Source organism: Streptomyces tendae (assembly GCF_008632955.1).
In the GTDB taxonomy this organism is placed as follows: Bacteria; Actinomycetota; Actinomycetes; order Streptomycetales; family Streptomycetaceae; genus Streptomyces.
This window is the reverse complement of sequence record NZ_CP043959.1, coordinates 831,353-848,872: the sequence shown is the minus strand read 5'-3', so window position 1 is coordinate 848,872 and position 17,520 is coordinate 831,353. Positions and strand designations below refer to the sequence as shown.

The window sequence follows — 17,520 nt, the reverse complement described above, 5'->3', positions numbered from 1 at the left end:
GGACTCTCAAGGAACTCCAAAGCGACAACCGGTACTTCGGCGGACGGTCACGCCGATACTGGGGAACATGACGACAGCCCCCGGCACCGTGCTCGTCGTGGAGGACGAGGAGAGCATCGCGGACGTCCTCGCGATCGCCCTGCGCTACCACCGCTTCGAGGTCATGACCGCGGGATCGGTCCGTGAGGCGCTCGCGCTGACCGAGCACACGCGGCCCGACTGCGCGCTGCTCGACGTGATGCTGCCGGACGGCGACGGCCGCGCCCTGGGCCGCGAACTGCGCGGGCGCCGGCCGGAGACGGCCCTGGTGTTCCTCACCGCGCGGGACGCGCCCGCCGAGGTCGTCGGGGCGCTCGGCTTCGGCGACGACTACATCACCAAGCCGTTCAACATCGACGAGGTGGTCGCCCGGATCACGGCCGTGCTGCGCCGTACCCGCCCCGCCGACGTGCTGCCGCAGCGGGCTCCGCTGCGCCACGGCGACCTGGAGCTGGACGAGACGACGTACTCCGTGCGCCGCGCCGGCCGCAGCGTCGAGCTGACCCCCACCGAGTACGCCCTGCTGCGCTTCCTGGTGCGCAACGCGGGCCGGATCGTGCCCAAGGAGCAGCTGCTGCGGCACGTCTGGCAGTACGAGCACGTCCCGCAGGAGTCGACCGTCGTGGAGACCTACATCAGCTATCTGCGGCGCAAGCTGGACACCCTCGGGCCGCCGGTCATCACCACCCGGCGCGGCGTCGGGTACGGGCTGACGTGACACGCCGGACACGCCTGCCGCGCCCGGGCCGCCCCCGGGTGCGGTCGCTGCGCGCGCAGCTCACGCTGGCGAACGTGGTGCTGCTGGCGCTGGGCATCGTCGCCGCGACCGCGGTGAGCGTGCTCGGCATGCGCTACTACCTGCTCGACCAGATCGACACGGAGCTGGTCCGCACCCGCGACTCGCTCGGCGGCTCGGAGCTGACGCTGCGGCAGATCGACTCGCTGAGCGCGCTGAGCTTCTTCCGTGACCGGGTGGAACCGGAGTGGAACCAGGACGAGGACGACCCCGACTCGGTCTTCGCCGCCGTGGACCGCGAGGGCGAGCCGGTCCCCGTGTTCGGCTTCGCACCGTCCCGGGCACAGCGCGACCTGGCGGACGCCGTGGGCCACCCGGACGCGCTGATCGGGGACCCGGAGCCGCGGGACGTCACCGTGCGCGGCAGCACCTACCGCGTCACCGCCACCCGCCTCGCCGACGGCACCGGCGTCCTCATCGCCGGCTCCACCGAGCCGCTGCACGAGGGCGTGGCCAAGGCGGTCAGGTTCGACCTGGCCATCGGGACCCTGCTGCTGCTGGTGCTGGCGTGTCTGACCATGTTCGGGGTGCGGCGCCGGATGCGGCCGCTGGAGGACATGGTGGAGACCTCGTCGGCGATCGCCGAGGGCGACCTGACCCGGCGGGTGCCGTCCAGCTGCGATCCGACGCTGGAGGTGGAGCAGCTGCGGCTGGCGCTCAACTCGATGCTCCAGCAGGTGGAGTCGGCGTACCGGACCCGGGAGCGCAGCGCGGCGCAGCTGCGGCGGTTCGTGGCCGACGCCTCGCACGAGCTGCGCACCCCGCTGGCCGCGATCCGCGGCTACCTCCAGCTGTACGAGCGGGGGATGCTGCGCGACCCCACGGAGCGCAAGCGGGCCTGGGACCGGATGATGACCGAGTCCGACCGGATGGCGCGGCTGGTCGACGAGCTGCTGGTGCTGGCCCGTCTCGACCAGCGTCCCGAACTGCGGCTGCGGAACGTGGACGTGTGCCGGCTGGTGCGGGACGCGGCGCAGGACCTGCGGGTGCAGCAGCCGGACCGTCCGGTGCGGGTAAACGCGGACGGCGCGGTGCTGGTGCACGCCGACGAGGCCGGGCTGCGGCAGGTGCTGGGCAACCTGGTGGGCAACGTGCGCACGCACACCCCGGCGGACGTGCCGGTGCGGCTGGGCGTGGCCCGCTCGGACGGCGCGGTGCGGCTGTGGGTGGCGGACGAGGGACCCGGACTCGCGCCGGACGACGCGGCGCGGGTCTTCGACCGGTTCTTCCGCGCGGGCGGGGGCGCGGGCAGCGGCCTGGGCATGGCGATCGTGCAGGGGGTCGTACGGGCGCACGGCGGCGAGGTGACCGTGGACACGGCGAGGGGCGAGGGCCTGACCGTCACGGTGACGTTGCCGGCCACCACCCCGCAGGCCGTCCCGACCCCCCGCGCGGAGGAGACCGCCCCCACCGGGTGAGCCCGGGGGTCAGGTCTGGCGGGAGGCCAGTTCGATCACCGTGATGTCCGAGGGGGCGCCCACCCGGGTGGGCGGGCCCCAGGCCCCGGCGCCCCGGCTGACGTAGAGCTGGGTGTCGCCGTAGCGGTCGAGGCCGGCCACGGTCGGGTTCGCGGTGCGCGCGATCAGGTTGCCGGGCCAGAGCTGGCCGCCGTGCGTGTGCCCGGAGAGCTGGAGGTCGACGCCGTGGTCCACGGCGTCGTGGATCTGCACCGGCTGGTGGGCCAGCAGCACGCACGCCCGCGCGCGGTCCCGGTCGCCGAGCGCCCGCGCGAAGTCGGGGCCCTGGCCCTCGTCCTCACCGGCCACGTCGTTGACGCCCGCGAGGTCGAAGTGCGGCAGCTCGGTGCGCGCGTTCTCCAGCGGGTTCAGGCCGAGCCGCCGGACCTCCTCGACCCACTGACCGGCGCCGGAGAAGTACTCGTGGTTGCCGGTGACGAAGTACGACCCGTGACGTGCCGTCAGCTGGGCGAGCGGGGCCGCCGCCGGACCGAGGTCCTTCACGCTGCCGTCCACCAGGTCACCGACCACGGCGATCAGGTCGGGCTGGGTCGAGTTGATCGTGTCGACGACCCTTTGCGCGAAGCCCCGCCCGAGCACCGGGCCCAGGTGGATGTCGCTGACCACGGCGATGCGGTAACCGTGCGCCGCGCGGGGCAGCTTGGCCAGTGGCACGGTGACCCGCTTCACCTTCGGCCCGCGCAGCACGCCGTAGGTCCCGTACCCGACGGTGCCGGCCGCCGCCGCGGCGGCGGCCCCGCCGACGACGCGGGAGACGAACAGCCTGCGGGAGGGGGCCGCGGGGGCGCCGGTTCCCGCCGTACCGGCGACCGTCGAGCCGCCTTCCGCCGGGTCGGCCGCCACCGACCCGCCCGTCGTGGAACCGGCCTGAGCCGACCCGGCCGCGGCGCTCTTCGCCGGCGCGCTGTCCGCGAGGACGCTCCGCGCCGGGGCGTCCGCCGCCGCGCCGCTCTCCGCCGGATCCGGCGCCGCCGTGGCGCCCCGGGCCGGGCCGCCCGCCGCCCGCCGCTCCAGGACCCTGCGCAGCACCGGGCGGACGAGCTCGCCGACGAGCAGGGCCAGCAGCAGGTACAGGCTGAGGGCGAGCCACAGGTAGCCCGGCCAGGCCAGCACCCGCTGGAGGGCGAACGGCGCGTCGGTGCGCGAGGCGACCATGCCGCCGATGAACAGCAGCCACCCGCCGGCGATCACCGCCGCGCCCACACGGCGCACGGCGCCGGGGCCCGCGGTGGTGTCCCGGAACAGACGGCGCCACACGTACCAGTTGCCCGTCACCAGGACGGCGACGACCAGCAGCACGACGAGTACGAAGACGATGGCCACGAGGCGGACTTCCCCTGCTTCCCGTTACGGCGTCACGTGGTCCGTGACGTCCGGCTCAATGCGCGCACACCGCGCAACCCGATGCCCCCTACGACCGTCCCCAGTACGAAAGAGACGACGGCGAGCGTCAGGTGAACGAAGAAGTAGGCCGTGGGGTGCCCGTCGTCGAACGCGAGTCCACTGCTGTCCTTGACCAGGTTCTTGACGAAAGTGATCCAGATGACCCAGCTCCACACCCCGAAGGCGAGCAGGAACCAGGAGACGGGGCGGCTGAGCTTCATGCGTCCAGTATCGCCGCGCCGTGTCCGGTTCCCTTCGCGGGGTGGGGGCCGGGCCGGGACGCCGACCCGGATGGCATGTACCTTGCGGACCGTGCCCGCTTCCGAGAAGACCGTCCGGCGCTCCCTGCTGGTCGCCTCCGCCGTCCTGCTGTCCACCGCGCTGACCGCGCCGGCCGCCCTGGCCGCCCCCAAGCCGTCCACGACACCGTCGGCCACTCCCCCGGCGAACATGTCGGTCGTGGGAGGCGAACGGCTGGCGAAGCCGGGGACCCAGGTGAACCTGGCCGCCGGGGTGCCGGTGCTGCCCAAGGAGCTGTCCGCCCGGTCCTGGATCGTCGCGGACGCCGAGAGCGGCGACGTGCTCGCCGCCCACAACGCCCACTGGCGGCTGGCCCCCGCCAGCACCCTGAAGATGCTGTTCGCCGACACCCTGCTGCCGAAGTGGCCGGGGACGACCACGCACCGCGTGCTGACCTCGGACATGGCCGGTGTCGGACCGGGCTCCAGCATGGTCGGGGTCAAGGAGAACGAGACCTACACGGTCCACGACCTGTGGCTGGGCGTCTTCCTGCGCTCCGGGAACGACGCGGTGCACGTGCTGACGGCGATGAACGGCGGCGTGGAGAAGACCGTCGCGGAGATGAACGCGCACGCCAAGGAGCTCCAGGCCCTCGACACCACCGCCGTCAGCCCGGACGGCTACGACGCCCCGGGCCAGGTGTCTTCCGCGTACGACCTGACCCTGATCGCCCGCTCCGGGCTGCAGAAGAAGGACTTCCGGGAGTACTGCTCGACGGTGCGGGCGCAGTTCCCCGGGGAGACGAAGAAGAACAAGAAGGGCAAGCGGGTCCGCGGGTCCTTCGAGATCCAGAACACCAACCGGCTGCTCAGCGGTGACTACGACGTGCCCGTCTACCAGGGCATAGCCGGGGTGAAGAACGGCAACACCACCAACGCCGGCGCGACCTTCACCGGTGTCGCCGAGCGCGGCGGCAAGGTGCTGCTGGTCACCGTGATGAACCCGCAGAAGAAGGAGTCCAACGAGGTCTACAAGGAGACCGCGCGGCTCTTCGACTGGGGCTTCGCCGCCGCCGGCAAGGTCGAGCCGGTCGGTGAGCTGGTGCCGCCGCGCGGCGCCGCGCAGGCCGGTGCCGCGCCCGGCCCGTCCGCGTCGCCCGGTGAGGCGGGCGGCACCGGCGCCGGTGCCAAGCCGGTGGCGAGCGCCGACGCGGTCGGCGGCGCCGACGGCATGGGCGTGGCGCTGGGCATCGCCGGAGGGGTGCTGGTGCTGCTCGCGGGCGGCGCGTTCCTGGTCAACCGGCGCTGGCCGCTGCCGGACCTGGTGCGCCGTCGTCCCCGTCCGTGACCCTCGGGGGCTCGTCCTCCTTGCCGGGCGTGGCCGTCCAGGCGGCGCAGAACAGCACCAGTTTGGTGGTGAGGTTGATCCACAGCAGCAGGGCCACCGGGACGCCGAACGCGCCGTACATGCTCTTCGCGGCCACGCCCTGCAGATAGCCGCTGAGCAGCAGCTTCAGCAGCTCGATGCCGATGGCGCCGGTGAGCGCGGCGACGATCAGCCGGCGCCGGGACGGCTCGACGCCGGGCAGCAGGGTGAGGACGTAGAGCAGGAGCAGGAAGTCGGTGGCGACGGCCACGGTGAACGCCACGGCCTGCAGGACGACGCCGCCCCAGCCGCCCTTCTCCAGTCCGGCGGCGTCGCTGATCCGGCCGACCAGCGCGGAGGCGACCGCGGAGGCGGCCAGGGTGACCAGGACCGCCCCGCCGAGCCCGACGAGGATGCCCGCGTCCTTGCTCTTGCGCAGGACCGGGTTCTCCTCGTCGTCCGGCAGCTCCCACACCGCGCGCAGGCACTCGCGCATGGCGCCCGCCCAACTGATGCCGGTGAACACCAGCACGGCGCCGGCGATCAGCCCGACGGTGCCCGCGTTGTCCACCAGCTCCCCGACGTCCAACTGGTCGGAGATGCCGGGCACCTGGTCGGTGATGGTGTCCTGGAGGGTGTCCTGCCGCTCCTTGCCGAGCGTGGCCGCGCCGATCGCCGCGGCGACGGTGAGGAGCGGGAACAGCGCGACGAAACTGCGGAACGTCATCGCGGCGGCCAGCCGCGTCCAGTGCACCCGGTCCAGCCGCTCGAACGACCGCCACGCGTGCGTGAGCGACAGCCGGGTCACCCACGGCCCTACCACCGGAAGCTTCTTCAGCCAGTCCACGAACCGACTCTGCCCGCGTCACGGAAGACCAATGTCCTGGTGCCCCAGAAACGGACGACGGTGGCCAGGGCCATGCCGACCACCGCGCCGGACACGGTGTCCGCGCGCTGCGAGGTGAGGCCCAGCCCGTAGTGGCTGACGGCCAGGCACAGCAGTTGTACGGCGGCGCCGGCCAGGTTGACGGCGAAGAACAGGGCGAAGGGGCGGGCGCCTCGCACCCGGGTGCCCCGGTAGGTGCCGTGGGCGTTGCCCGCGTAGGCGACCGCGCAGCCGGCGACGAAGGAGAGCGCCTTCGCGGTGAGCGGGCCGAGTCCGCCGGGGCCGCGCAGGTAGGTGAAGAGGGCGAGGTCGACGGCGTAGGCGAGCAGGCCGGCGGTCGCGAAGCCGAGGAGTTCCCGGCGGTGCCGGCGCAGGCGCTCCCTCACCAGTCGACCACCGCCAGGGCGTACATCGCCGCCCACGCCACGCCGATGAGGGCGAGGGCGCGGTCGCCGAGCACCACGTCCTCCGGTTCGCCGGCCGTGCCCCGGTCGGCGAAGACGGCGTAGCGCAGGACGGCGAGGACGAAGGCCACCACGGACAGCTGGCGCCAGGGCAGCACGCTGGTGTGCGGCACCCCGCCCTCCTCCAGCGCCCACAGGCAGTAGCCGAGCACGGCGACCCCGGCGGCGAGCTGCCAGACGAAGCGCAGGTAGCCGGTGGTGTACTCGGTGAGCAGCGCGCGTGTGGCGCCCCCGTTGCCCGCCAGTTGCACGGCCTCGGAGTAGCGCTTGGCGGCGACCATGAACAGGGCGCCGAAGCCGGTGGTGATCAGGAACCAGCGGGACAGCGGGATGCCGAGGGCGAGCCCGCCGGCCACCGCGCGCATCACGAACCCGGCGGTGACGACGGCAAGATCGACGACCAGCACGTGCTTCAGGGCGACGCAGTACGCCAGTTGCATGACGAGGTAGGCGGTCAGCAGCGCGGCCAGCTCCGGCGGGCACAGCAGCGCGGCGGCGGCGGGCGCGAGCACGCCGAGGGTGATCCCGGCGGCGTAGGCGACGGGCACCGGGACCTGTCCGGCGGCGACCGGGCGGCGGCACTTCACGGGGTGGGCGCGGTCGGCCTCGGCGTCGCGCGCGTCGTTGACGAGGTAGACGGCGGCGGCGCAGGCGGTGAACAGGACGAACACCAGGGCGAGCCGGGACAGGGCGTGGCGGGTGAAGAGGTCGCCCGCGGCGGCCGGGGCGGCGGCCACCAGGATGTTCTTGACCCACTGCTTGGGCCGCGCGGTGCGCAGCAGGCCGGTGAGGATCCCGCCCCGGACGGACGGCTCCGCCTGCCCGCGCTCCGAGCGCTCGCGCAGCAACGTCACGCCGCGCCCCCCTTCATCCAGCGGGCGCCGAGCCGCGCGGTGAGGGCGCCGAGGGCGGCGCCGGCCGCCACGTCCGACGGGTAGTGGACGCCGGCCACCAGACGGGACACGCACACCGCGGCGGCCAGCGGGGGCACCGCGCGGGCGCCCAGCGCGCCGAAGGCGACGGCGGCGGCCGCCGCGGAGGTGGCGTGCGAGCTGGGGAAGGAGTGCCGGCCGACGGTGCCGACCAGCGGCTCTACGTGCGCGGGCCGGGGTCGGCGCACGACCCGCTTCACGAGCGAACTGGCCGCGTGCGCGCCCGCGGTGAGCGCGGTGCCGCGCAGCCAGGCGCCGCGCCGCGGACGGTCCACGACGGCGCCCGCGAGGCCCGCCGCGACCCATACGGCCCCGTGCTCCCCCGCCCAGGACAGGGCGCGCGCTGCACCGGCCACGCGGGGGTCCGCGCCGCACGCTCTGAGCGCGGAGACGATCCGGTGGTCCACCCCGTGGAGACCGCGGGGCGGGAAGAGGTCGTGGTGGTCGTCCATGTGGCTCACTGTTCACCCCCGGCGCACCGGAATTCCATCGCTTCGGGACGACATCCCATTAATCACCCGTTTCGGGGACGGGATTGACGTTTCAAAACCAACGGCTCACACAGGGGCGATACGGTCGCCGTCATGCCTGCCGACACCGTTTCCGTCACGGGGTGGGGCCGCACCGCTCCGTCCGCCGCCCGGCTGATCCGCCCGCGGACGTTCGAGGAGGCCGCCCTGGCCGTCCGGGGCTGCGGGGCGCGCGGCGGCATCGCCCGGGGCCTGGGGCGGGCGTACGGGGACGCCGCGCAGAACGCGGGCGGCGAGGTCTTCGACATGACCGGCCTGGACCGGATCCACGCGATCGACGCCGACGGCGGCACCGTGCTGTGCGACGCGGGTGTGTCCCTGCACCGGCTGATGGAGGTGCTGCTGCCGCTCGGCTGGTTCGTGCCGGTGACGCCCGGCACCCGGTACGTGACGGTCGGCGGGGCGATCGGCGCCGACATCCACGGCAAGAACCACCATGTCTCCGGGTCGTTCTCGCGCCACGTGGAGTCCTTCGAACTGCTCACCGCCGACGGGCGGGTCCGCACCGTCGTCCCGGGCACGCCGCTGTTCGAGGCGACCGCGGGCGGCATGGGGCTGACCGGGGTGATCCTCACCGCGACGGTCCGGCTGCAGCCCGTCGAGACCTCCTGGATGTCCGTCGACACCGAACGCGCGTCCGACCTGGACGATCTGATGGCCCGGCTGGCCGACACCGACCACCGCTACCGCTACTCGGTCGCCTGGATCGACCTGCTGGCGCGCGGCCGGGCCGTGCTGACGCGCGGCGACCACGCCCCGCTGGACGCGCTGCCGCGCGGCGGCCGTGCGCGCCGGGAACCGCTGTCCTTCCGCACCTCCCGCCTCCCGGCCGCCCCCTCGTTCGTGCCGGAGGGCCTGCTCAGCCGGACGACCGTGGGGCTGTTCAACGAGCTGTGGTACCGCAGGGCGCCCCGCGCGCGGACCGGCGAACTGCAGCGCATCCCCGCCTTCTTCCACCCCCTGGACGGCGTGCCGCACTGGAACCGGATCTACGGGCGGGGCGGCTTCGTGCAGTACCAGTTCGTCGTCGGGCACGGGCGGGAGGACACCCTACGCCGGATCGTTCGCCGGATCTCCGAGCGCCGCTGCCCGTCGTTCCTCGCCGTCCTCAAACGCTTCGGGGACGCCGACCCGGGCTGGCTGTCGTTCCCGGTACCGGGCTGGACGCTGGCCCTGGACATCCCGGCGTCCCTGCCGGGCCTCGGCGGCTTCCTCGACGAGCTCGACGAGGAGGTCGCCGCCGCGGACGGCCGCGTCTACCTCGCCAAGGACTCCCGGCTGCGCCCCGAACTGCTCGCCGCCATGTACCCCCGGCTGGACGACTTCCGCTCCCTGCGCGCCGAGCTGGACCCGCGCGGCGTGTTCACCTCGGACCTGTCCCGCCGGCTCCGCCTGTGACCCCCCTTTTCCCCGACCCGGCCCCCTGAGGAGCTGTCGTGAAGGACGCCTTCGGCCTCCCCCAGTCCCTGCTCGTGCTCGGCGGTACGTCCGAGATCGCGCTCGCCGTCGCCCGGCGCCTGATCGCCCGCCGCACCCGCACGGTGTGGCTGGCCGGCCGCCCCTCCCCCGGCCTGGACGCGGCGGCCGACCAGCTGCGCGGCCTCGGCGCCGAGGTCCGTACGGTCGCCTTCGACGCGCTCGACCCCGCCACCCACGAGGAGGCGCTCGGCAAGGTGTTCGCCGAGGACGACGTCGACATGGTGCTGCTCGCCTTCGGCACCCTGGGCGACCAGGCGCGCGACGAGCGGGACCCGGCGGCCGCGGTGCGGGTCGCGCAGACCAACTACACCGGCGCGGTCTCCGCGGGTCTGGTGTGCGCGGGCGCCCTCCAGGCGCAGGGGCACGGCTCGCTGGTGGTGCTGTCGTCCGTCGCGGGCGAGCGGGCCCGCCGCGCCAACTTCATCTACGGCTCCAGCAAGGCCGGCCTGGACGCCTTCGCGCAGGGCCTGGGCGACGCGCTGTACGGCACGGGCGTGCAGGTGATGGTGGTGCGGCCCGGGTTCGTGCGCACCCGGATGACGGCGGGGCTGCCCGAGGCGCCGCTGGCCACCACCCCGGAGGCGGTGGCGTCGGCCGTCGAGCTGGGGCTGCGGCGCCGCTCGGAGACGGTGTGGGTGCCGGGCACGCTGCGCCTGGTGATGTCGGCGCTGCGGCATCTGCCACGCGGGGTGTTCCGCCGGCTGCCGGTGTGAGGCCTCGGGTCTGCCGAACGAGAGACCTTGGGCGTCGGGCTCAGCAGGCGGAGACGGAGCCCCGGTCGACGTGGCCGGCCTGCGGGGGCACCACGACGGTCCCGAAGGGGAACTCGCGCAGCTTCCGCCACACCGCGTCGGCGCCCTGCTCGTAGAGGGCGAAGCCGGTACAGGGCCACGCGGCCTCGTAGCCGGCGAGGTCCTCGTAGGCGCGGTCCATGGCCGCCTCGTCGATGCCGTGGGCCACGGTGACGTGCGGGTGGTAGGGGAACTGCAGGTCACGGGCGACGGGCCCGGAGGGGTCCCGTACCTGCTGCTGGAGCTTGGTGCATGCCTCGGCGCCCTCGACGACCCGGACGTACACCACCGGCGACAGCGGCCGGAAGGTGCCCGTGCCCGACAGCCTCATCGGGAACGGGCGGCCCACTGCGGCGACGTCGGCCAGGTGGGCCTCGACGGCTGGCAGGGTGCCGGCCGCGATCTCCGTCGGCGGCAGCAGGGTGACGTGCGTGGGGATGCCGTAGGCGGCGGCGTCGCCGAAGCCCGCGCGCAGCTGCTGAAGCCGGCTGCCGTGAGGCTCCGGGACCGCGATCGACACACCGATCGTTACGGTCCCCACGTCGTCTCCTGTCGTTGTGGTGGTGAAGCGCGGTGGTGGGACTGCGGTGCGCGCCCGGTGACCGCCTGAGCGGTCACCCGCTTATCGACTGTACGACCACGACCCGCGTGCGGGCAGGCGCAGTCGGAGTGATGTGCAGCGCTGTGCGGTGGTACGGACGGGGCCCCTGGTCCCGTTCACCACGCCGGTTCAGTGCTTGGCGGGCAGGAAGCCGACCCGCTCGTACGCCCGGGAGAGGGTCTCCGCGGCCACGGCACGCGCCTTCTCGGCCCCCTTGGCAAGGATCGAGTCGAGCGTCTCGGGGTCGTCCAGGTACTGCTGGGTGCGCTCCTTGAACGGCGTCACGAAGTCGACCATGACCTCGGCGAGGTCCGTCTTGAGCGCGCCGTAGCCCTTGCCGGCGTACTTCTCCTCCAACTCGGGGATGCCCGTGCCGGTGAGGACGGAGTAGATGGTGAGCAGATTGCTGACGCCGGGCTTCTCCACCACGTCGTAGCGGATCACCGTGTCGGTGTCGGTGACCGCGCTCTTCACCTTCTTGGCGGTGGCCTTCGGCTCGTCGAGCAGGTTGATCAGACCCTTCGGCGTGGACGCCGACTTGCTCATCTTGACCGCCGGGTCCTGCAGGTCGTAGATCTTCGCCGTCTCCTTGAGGATGTACGGCTTCGGCAGCGTGAACGTGTCGCCGAACCGGCCGTTGAAGCGTGTGGCGAGGTCACGGGTGAGCTCGATGTGCTGGCGCTGGTCCTCGCCCACCGGCACCTCGTGCGCCTGATAGAGGAGGATGTCCGCGACCTGGAGGATCGGGTACGTGAACAGCCCGACGGAGGCGCGCTCGGCGCCCTGCTTCGCGGACTTGTCCTTGAACTGCGTCATGCGGGAGGCCTCGCCGAAGCCGGTGAGGCAGTTCATCACCCACGCGAGCTGGGCGTGCTCCGGCACATGGCTCTGCACGAAGAGGGTGCAGCGGTCCGGGTCGAGTCCGGCGGCCAGCAGCTGGGCCGTGGCCAGACGCGTGTTGGCCCGCAGCTCCTCCGGGTCCTGCGGGACCGTGATCGCGTGCAGGTCGACGACCATGTAGAAGGCGTCGTGCGACTCCTGGAGCGCCACCCACTGGCGGACGGCACCGAGGTAGTTGCCGAGGTGGAAAGAACCGGCGGTGGGCTGGATTCCGGAGAGCACACGGGGTCGATCAGTCGCCATGCCCACCATTCTCTCAGGTTCCGGGAGGCGGTCCGGAACGGACCGGGAACAGGTGGGAACCGATCCGTTCCGCGCGGTGTAACAAGAGTGTGAGGACGCGGGAGGGGGGCCGCATCGTCGATGAGGCCGCGGTGATCGCTCGCGTGCGCGCCGGACAGCCGGAGGCGTACGCGGAGCTGGTGCGGGCCCATACGTCCATCGCGCTCAGGGCGGCCGCCGCGCTCGGGGCGGGGGCGGACGCGGAGGACGTGGTGCAGCAGGCCTTCGTCAAGGCGTACTGCGCGCTGGGGCGGTTCCGGGACGGGGCGGCCTTCCGGCCGTGGCTGTTGTCGATCGTGGCCAATGAGACGAGGAACACAGTGCGCGCGGCGGCACGCAGGACGACCCTGGCCGGCCGGGAGGCGGCCCTCGTCGGGGCGGACCCGGTGATACCGGAGTCGGCCGACCCGGCCGCGGCCACGCTGGAGACCGAGCGCCGCGCCGCGCTGCTGGCCGCGCTGGAGCAGCTGAGCGAGGAGCACCGGCTGGTCGTCACCTACCGCTACCTGCTGGAGATGGACGAGCGGGAGACCGCCGAGGCCCTGGGCTGGCCCCGGGGCACGGTGAAGTCGCGCCTGAACCGCGCCCTGCGCAGGCTGCGGCGGCTGCTGCCGGACGTCCGGCCCGGAGAGACCCGGGAAGGGGGTGCGCCGGCGTGAGCGGAGGGCAGGAGGAGGAGCTGCGGCGGCTGCGCGAGGAGCTGCGCGCCTACGGCCGCTCCCTGGACGGCCCGGAGGGGGCGGCGGGCGGCGGGACGATGGCCGAGCGGGTGCTCGCCCGGATACTCGCCGAGCAGATGCCCGTCCCGGCGGCCGTCCCCCGGTCCCGGCTGAGGGCGGTGCGGCGCTGGGCGCGGACGCGCCGGCGCTCTCTGCTGGCATCGCTGTGCGGACTGCTGACGGTGCTGGCGCTGACCCCTCCGGTGCGCGCGGCGGTGACCGACTGGTTCGGCTTCCACGGGGTGGAGGTACGGCACGACCCGTCGGCGGTGCCCTCGCCGGGCGGCCGGGTGCCGGGCTGCGCCGCTCCGGTGCCGCTGGAGGAGGCGTCACGGCGGGCCGGCTTCACCCCCGTGGTCCCGGAGATGCTGGGCCCGCCGAACGCGGTCTCCGTGGGCGCGCTGCCGCACGGGCGGTCCCTGGTCAGCCTGTGCTGGAGGGACGACGACGGCCGGACGATCCGTCTGGACCAGTTCCCGGGCCGCCTGGACTTCTCGTTCACGAAGACGGTGCGGGAACAGCCTCAGTGGCTGGACGTGGGGGGTCAGGCGCTGTGGTTCCCACGGCCTCACGTCCTGACGTTCTGGATGATCGACGCGGAGGGGCGCCGCTTCACGCGGGAGGAACGTACGGCGGGGCCGACCCTCCTGTGGAGCCCCACGGGCACGGTGACGCTCCGCCTCGAGGGCGTGCGCTCCCGCGAGCGCGCACTGGAGATCGCGACGTCCGTCACCGGCCCGTCCGACAGGTGATCGCCTTCTCCGCCATGTCCGGGGGCTGCGCCCGGCCCTCGCTGCTCGAACGCCGGCGGGGCTGTGCACAGCCCCGCCGGCGTTTGAGGACGAGGCCCGCCAGGGCCGACGAGGGGGTCTGGGGCGCAGCCCCAGGGACGGGACGGGAAGGGGCGGCGGGGGCGGGAAACCCGACCGGGAACCCGCCCGGCCCGACCGGTGTACCAGAAGTGACAGGCGGCCCGCACGGGCGAGCCGCACGGCGTCCGCCCGACCGAGTGGGGGGTCAGGAATGCGCGACTGGACACAACGCCTTCGACAACTGACAGCAGCGGCGGCAGCCGCACTGACCGCACCGGCCCTCCTGCTGTGCGCCGCCACCCCGGCCGCCGCAGGAGGCCCGACCAGCGTGCTGGTGGTCTCACCGACCAGCGGCGAGACCGCCTCCCTGTACCACAGCGACAGGGAGTACACCCAGCTGGAGCGCCTGCTCGCACCGGCGGACACGGGCACACGCGCCAGGCCCCCGGAAGCCGCCCTCGCCTCGGGCCGGCAGGTCAACGTGACCTGGATGGTGCATGACGTGACGCCCTGGCGGGTGCACCAGATCCACCTGCCGGACGGCGCCCGGAACGTATGGGTGCACACGTCGACCCACGTCACCGACGGCGACGACGGCGTCTGGCACGGCGTCAAGGACCCCTACGACCTGCGGAAGTTCCTGTACGGACTGGGCGTGACGGGCCCGGCCACCGGCCACCGCACACCCGCGGTGGACCCGGTCCCGCCGGACGACGGGCAGGCCGCCCCGGACGGCGCGGGCGGCACGGCACCCGTGGTCTCCGCGGCCCGACAGACGGCGGGCGACGGCACCGGCTGGTGGTGGGCGATACCGGGCCTCGCGGCAGGAGCGGTCCTGGCCCTGCTCCTGCGCCCCCACGCACTCCGGGGAGCGGCCGCCGTACGCGGGCGGCGGGACGGGGACGGCCCAGGACCCCGGCAACAGCTGCTGGACCACTGACACCGGGGCCGCGGCCCGCCTTCAGCCGAGGTCGATCTCCGGGTACAGCGGGAAGCCGGCCACGAGGTCGGTGGCCCGACGCGAGATCTCGTCGGCGACCTTCTCGTCGAGGACGTGGGACGCCTTCGACGGCGCACCGGACTTCGTGGTGCCGGGCTCGGTCGTCGTGAGGACGCGGTCGATGAGACCGGCGACCTCGTCCATCTCCGCCGTGCCGAGACCACGCGTGGTCAGCGCCGGAGTGCCGACGCGGATGCCGGAGGTGTACCAGGCGCCGTTGGGATCGGCGGGAATGGCGTTGCGGTTGGTGACGATGCCCGAGTCGAGCAGGGCCGCCTCGGCCTGCCGGCCGGTGAGGCCGTAGGAGGAGGCGACGTCGATCAGGTTGAGGTGGTTGTCGGTGCCGCCGGTGACCAGGGTGGCGCCGCGGCGCATCAGGCCCTCGGCGAGCGCGCGGGAGTTGTCCACGATGCGCTGGGCGTAGTCCTGGAAGGCGGGCTGCCGGGCCTCGGCGAGGGCGACGGCCTTCGCGGCCATGACGTGCGGCAGCGGACCGCCGAGGACCATCGGGCAGCCGCGGTCGACCTGGTCCTTGAGCGAGTCGTCGCACAGCACCATGCCGCCGCGGGGGCCGCGCAGCGACTTGTGGGTGGTGGTGGTGACGATCTGGGCGTGCGGCACCGGGTCGAATTCCCCGGTGAGGACCTTGCCGGCGACCAGGCCCGCGAAGTGCGCCATGTCGACCATGAGCGTGGCGCCCACCTCGTCGGCGATCTCCCGCATGATCCGGAAGTTCACCAGGCGGGGGTAGGCGGAGTAGCCGGCGACGATGATCAGCGGCTTGAACTCGCGGGCGGAGGCACGCAGTGCGTCGTAGTCGATCAGACCGGTGGCCGCGTCGGTGCCGTAGGAGCGCTGGTCGAACATCTTGCCGGAGATGTTGGGCCGGAAGCCGTGGGTGAGGTGGCCGCCGGCGTCCAGGGACATGCCGAGCATGCGCTGGTTGCCGAAGGCGCGGCGCAGTTCGGCCCAGTCCTCCTCGGAGAGGTCGTTGACCTGGCGGACGCCGGCCTTCTCCAGGGCGGGCAGCTCGACGCGCTGGGCGAGGACGGACCAGAAGGCGACCAGGTTGGCGTCGATGCCGGAGTGCGGCTGGACGTAGGCGTGGCGTGCACCGAACAGCTCCTTGGCGTGCTCGGCGGCGAGCGACTCCACGGTGTCCACGTTGCGGCAGCCGGCGTAGAAGCGGCGGCCGACGGTGCCCTCGGCGTACTTGTCGCTGAACCAGTTGCCCATCGCCAGGAGGGTGGCCGGGGAGGCGTAGTTCTCGGAGGCGATCAGCTTGAGCATCTCGCGCTGGTCGGCGACCTCCTGCCCGATCGCGTCGGCGACGCGCGGCTCGACGGCGCGGATCACGTCGAGGGCGGAGCGGAAGGCGGTGGACTCGGGGGTGAGCGGCTGCTCGGCAGACATGGGGACCTCCGGACGTTGCGTTCAGCGTTCACGGTACGGATGGCCCAGGCGCACGGCACGTTGCTCTCGGGCCGCTCCCCGATGGTTGGTCCCATCCCAGCGCGCCAGTCACGGCCCGCGGGCCAGGTTACCGGGTGGGTTCCGGCGGCGCGGCCGGTGTCCGCGATGCGGGAGCACCCGCCGAGCCGCCGTGCCGCCGTGCCGACGGGCCGACGGGCCGCGCCTACAGGATCACGTGCGGCAGGAAGCGGGCGTACTCGTCCGTCACCAGACCGGAGGACTCGCGGATGCCGAGGCCCGCCGCCTCGTGGTCCACCACCCAGGTGCCGAGGACGACGCGGTTGCCGTCGAAGTCGGGCAGCGGGGCCAGTTCCTGGTAGCAGCAGGGCTCGTCGCGGACCACGGGTGCCGTGCCGGGCCCGTGGATCGTCACGCCCGCGCCCTCCCGGCCGAGCAGCGGCTTCGCGACCCAGCCCGCGGTGTCCGCGAGCTCGCGCGGGCCATCCAGGTAGGCGGGCAGGAGGTTCGGGTGGCCGGGGTTCAGCTCCCAGAGGATCGCCAGCAGCGCCTTGTTGCTGAGCAGCATCTTCCAGGCGGGCTCGATCCAGAGGGTGGAGCCGCTGCCGCCGCCGTTGTCGAGGGTGTCGATCACATGCCCGGCGAAGCGGTCGGTGGTCAGCCACTCCCACGGGTACAGCTTGAAGATGCTGCGGATGAACCGCAGCCGCTTGTCGACGAAGCGTCCGGAGAGGCGGTCCCAGCCGATCTCCTCCACGGAGAGCCAGTCGGTCTCCAGGCCGGCCTGTTCGGCCGTCTCCTTGAGGTAGGCGACGGTCATCAGGTCCTCGCCGCACTCGTCGCCCGCGGAGTGCGCGAAGTACAGAGGGCTGCCCGGCGGGAGGAGGGCGGCCTGCTTCTTCCAGGCGTCGACGAGCCGTTCGTGCAGGGAGTTCCACTGGTCGGCGCCCGGGAAGCGCTCCTCCATCCAGAACCACTGGGGGGAGGCGGCCTCCACCAGGGAGGTGGGGGTGTCGGCGTTGTACTCCAGCAGCTTCGCCGGGCCGGTGCCGTCGTAGCGGAGGTCGAAGCGGCCGTAGAGGGACGGCAGTTCGGACCGCCGGTGCCAGGACTCGGTGACCGCGTGCACGATGCGGGGATCGGTGATGCCGAGGTCGGCGAAGCGCCCCGCGGTGACGATGTGCCCGGCCGCCGCCAGGCTCAGCGCGTGCAGTTCCTCGACGACCTCCTCCAGGGCCTCGACCTCGTCCAGGCCGAAGACGTAGTAGGCGCTCTCGTCCCAGTAGGGGCGCAGGGAGTCGTCGGGGTAGCGGGTCAGGGGATAGATGAGCCCCTGCTCCTCCACGGTCCGCTGCCAGCCGGGGCGGGGCTCGGTGGTACGCCGTTCCACCG

General features: G+C 73.4%; 18 protein-coding genes and 1 riboswitch. Of the genes, 8 read left to right on the top strand and 10 right to left on the bottom strand.

The window, feature by feature from the left end; all coding sequences use genetic code 11:
- Positions 1 to 67: 67 nt before the first annotated feature.
- Together F3L20_RS04080 and F3L20_RS04075 are read left to right on the top strand one after the other, a co-directional pair.
- On the top strand, positions 68 to 757 hold the full coding sequence (locus tag F3L20_RS04080) for a response regulator transcription factor (RefSeq protein ID WP_145830043.1): 690 nt from the start codon (positions 68 to 70) through the stop codon (positions 755 to 757).
- Entirely contained in the window at positions 754 to 2,253 is a 1,500-nt protein-coding gene (locus F3L20_RS04075) for a sensor histidine kinase (RefSeq protein ID WP_206338858.1), read from the top strand. Before F3L20_RS04080 ends, F3L20_RS04075 begins: the two co-directional genes overlap by 4 nt.
- Before the next feature lie 9 nt (positions 2,254 to 2,262).
- Here F3L20_RS04075 and F3L20_RS04070 read toward each other — a convergent pair whose 3' ends face one another.
- Both F3L20_RS04070 and F3L20_RS04065 read right to left on the bottom strand, forming a co-directional pair.
- On the bottom strand, positions 2,263 to 3,636 hold the full coding sequence (locus F3L20_RS04070) for a metallophosphoesterase (RefSeq protein WP_150152279.1): 1,374 nt from the start codon (positions 3,634 to 3,636) through the stop codon (positions 2,263 to 2,265).
- A 32-nt stretch (positions 3,637 to 3,668) separates the two neighbouring features.
- Positions 3,669 to 3,917, bottom strand: a complete 249-nt coding sequence (locus F3L20_RS04065) for an SCO4848 family membrane protein (RefSeq protein WP_024883319.1) — start codon at positions 3,915 to 3,917, stop codon at positions 3,669 to 3,671.
- A 91-nt stretch (positions 3,918 to 4,008) separates the two neighbouring features.
- On the opposite strand from F3L20_RS04065, the gene F3L20_RS04060 reads away from it, so the two are divergent.
- Positions 4,009 to 5,283: a D-alanyl-D-alanine carboxypeptidase family protein gene (locus F3L20_RS04060; RefSeq protein ID WP_346768066.1), complete on the top strand. Its 1,275-nt coding sequence runs from the start codon at positions 4,009 to 4,011 to the stop codon at positions 5,281 to 5,283.
- On the opposite strand, the gene F3L20_RS04055 is transcribed toward F3L20_RS04060, so the two are convergent.
- From F3L20_RS04055 to F3L20_RS04040, 4 genes are read right to left on the bottom strand one after another with little or no spacing between them, the layout of a single operon-like run.
- Positions 5,231 to 6,148: a YihY/virulence factor BrkB family protein gene (locus F3L20_RS04055; protein WP_150152275.1), complete on the bottom strand. Its 918-nt coding sequence runs from the start codon at positions 6,146 to 6,148 to the stop codon at positions 5,231 to 5,233. The two genes, F3L20_RS04060 and F3L20_RS04055, sit on opposite strands and share 53 nt — an antisense overlap.
- Positions 6,136 to 6,573: a GtrA family protein gene (locus F3L20_RS04050; protein ID WP_167534458.1), complete on the bottom strand. Its 438-nt coding sequence runs from the start codon at positions 6,571 to 6,573 to the stop codon at positions 6,136 to 6,138. Before F3L20_RS04050 ends, F3L20_RS04055 begins: the two co-directional genes overlap by 13 nt.
- The gene (locus tag F3L20_RS04045) at positions 6,570 to 7,505 is read right to left on the bottom strand and encodes a decaprenyl-phosphate phosphoribosyltransferase (protein WP_150152273.1); all 936 of its coding nucleotides are present in this window, start codon (positions 7,503 to 7,505) and stop codon (positions 6,570 to 6,572) included. Before F3L20_RS04045 ends, F3L20_RS04050 begins: the two co-directional genes overlap by 4 nt.
- Complete coding sequence (locus F3L20_RS04040; RefSeq protein ID WP_150152271.1) at positions 7,502 to 8,035, bottom strand: phosphatase PAP2 family protein; 534 nt, start codon at positions 8,033 to 8,035, stop codon at positions 7,502 to 7,504. The genes F3L20_RS04045 and F3L20_RS04040 overlap by 4 nt, the downstream gene beginning before the upstream one ends.
- Before the next feature lie 132 nt (positions 8,036 to 8,167).
- Here F3L20_RS04040 and F3L20_RS04035 point away from each other — a divergent pair, with 132 nt between their 5' ends.
- Together F3L20_RS04035 and F3L20_RS04030 are read left to right on the top strand one after the other, a co-directional pair.
- Positions 8,168 to 9,511, top strand: coding sequence for an FAD-binding oxidoreductase (locus tag F3L20_RS04035; protein WP_150152269.1), 1,344 nt, complete (start codon positions 8,168 to 8,170; stop codon positions 9,509 to 9,511).
- Positions 9,512 to 9,549: 38 nt separating this feature from the next.
- Positions 9,550 to 10,305 (top strand): decaprenylphospho-beta-D-erythro-pentofuranosid-2-ulose 2-reductase, encoded by a 756-nt coding sequence (locus F3L20_RS04030; protein ID WP_150152267.1) that lies wholly within the window; start codon positions 9,550 to 9,552, stop codon positions 10,303 to 10,305.
- Positions 10,306 to 10,345: 40 nt separating this feature from the next.
- Here the strand turns inward: F3L20_RS04030 and F3L20_RS04025 are convergent, their stop codons facing one another.
- Both F3L20_RS04025 and trpS read right to left on the bottom strand, forming a co-directional pair.
- Positions 10,346 to 10,924 (bottom strand): 2'-5' RNA ligase family protein, encoded by a 579-nt coding sequence (locus F3L20_RS04025; RefSeq protein WP_150152265.1) that lies wholly within the window; start codon positions 10,922 to 10,924, stop codon positions 10,346 to 10,348.
- Between the two features lie 189 nt (positions 10,925 to 11,113).
- Positions 11,114 to 12,127, bottom strand: coding sequence for a tryptophan--tRNA ligase (gene trpS / locus F3L20_RS04020; protein WP_145830034.1), 1,014 nt, complete (start codon positions 12,125 to 12,127; stop codon positions 11,114 to 11,116).
- Between the two features lie 131 nt (positions 12,128 to 12,258).
- Between trpS and F3L20_RS04015 the strand changes: the two genes are divergently transcribed.
- The 3 genes from F3L20_RS04015 to F3L20_RS04005 all read left to right on the top strand — a co-directional run bounded on the left by F3L20_RS04015 (position 12,259) and on the right by F3L20_RS04005 (position 14,637).
- On the top strand, positions 12,259 to 12,825 hold the full coding sequence (locus tag F3L20_RS04015) for an RNA polymerase sigma factor (RefSeq protein ID WP_150152263.1): 567 nt from the start codon (positions 12,259 to 12,261) through the stop codon (positions 12,823 to 12,825).
- Complete coding sequence (locus tag F3L20_RS04010) at positions 12,822 to 13,637, top strand: hypothetical protein (protein WP_150152261.1); 816 nt, start codon at positions 12,822 to 12,824, stop codon at positions 13,635 to 13,637. The genes F3L20_RS04015 and F3L20_RS04010 overlap by 4 nt, the downstream gene beginning before the upstream one ends.
- A 271-nt stretch (positions 13,638 to 13,908) precedes the next feature.
- Entirely contained in the window at positions 13,909 to 14,637 is a 729-nt protein-coding gene (locus F3L20_RS04005; protein ID WP_240810831.1) for a hypothetical protein, read from the top strand.
- A 21-nt stretch (positions 14,638 to 14,658) separates the two neighbouring features.
- Here the strand turns inward: F3L20_RS04005 and F3L20_RS04000 are convergent, their stop codons facing one another.
- Positions 14,659 to 16,110 (bottom strand): glycine hydroxymethyltransferase, encoded by a 1,452-nt coding sequence (locus F3L20_RS04000; protein ID WP_150152259.1) that lies wholly within the window; start codon positions 16,108 to 16,110, stop codon positions 14,659 to 14,661.
- Positions 16,111 to 16,145: 35 nt separating this feature from the next.
- Positions 16,146 to 16,232: riboswitch (ZMP/ZTP riboswitch) on the bottom strand.
- A gap of 101 nt (positions 16,233 to 16,333) precedes the next feature.
- Positions 16,334 to 17,518, bottom strand: coding sequence for a glutathionylspermidine synthase family protein (locus F3L20_RS03995; RefSeq protein WP_150152257.1), 1,185 nt, complete (start codon positions 17,516 to 17,518; stop codon positions 16,334 to 16,336).
- Between the last annotated feature and the right edge of the window lie 2 nt (positions 17,519 to 17,520).

Bases quoted from the DNA above. Each gene is read 5' to 3' on its own strand.
- trpS (WP_145830034.1), bottom strand. From the start codon at position 12,127: ATGGCGACTGATCGACCCCGTGTGCTCTCCGGAATCCAGCCCACCGCC.
- F3L20_RS04000 (WP_150152259.1), bottom strand. From the start codon at position 16,110: ATGTCTGCCGAGCAGCCGCTCACCCCCGAGTCCACCGCCTTCCGCTCC.
- F3L20_RS04080 (WP_145830043.1), top strand. From the start codon at position 68: ATGACGACAGCCCCCGGCACCGTGCTCGTCGTGGAGGACGAGGAGAGC.
- F3L20_RS04035 (WP_150152269.1), top strand. From the start codon at position 8,168: ATGCCTGCCGACACCGTTTCCGTCACGGGGTGGGGCCGCACCGCTCCG.
- F3L20_RS04065 (WP_024883319.1), bottom strand. From the start codon at position 3,917: ATGAAGCTCAGCCGCCCCGTCTCCTGGTTCCTGCTCGCCTTCGGGGTG.
- F3L20_RS04005 (WP_240810831.1), top strand. From the start codon at position 13,909: ATGCGCGACTGGACACAACGCCTTCGACAACTGACAGCAGCGGCGGCA.
- F3L20_RS04040 (WP_150152271.1), bottom strand. From the start codon at position 8,035: ATGGACGACCACCACGACCTCTTCCCGCCCCGCGGTCTCCACGGGGTG.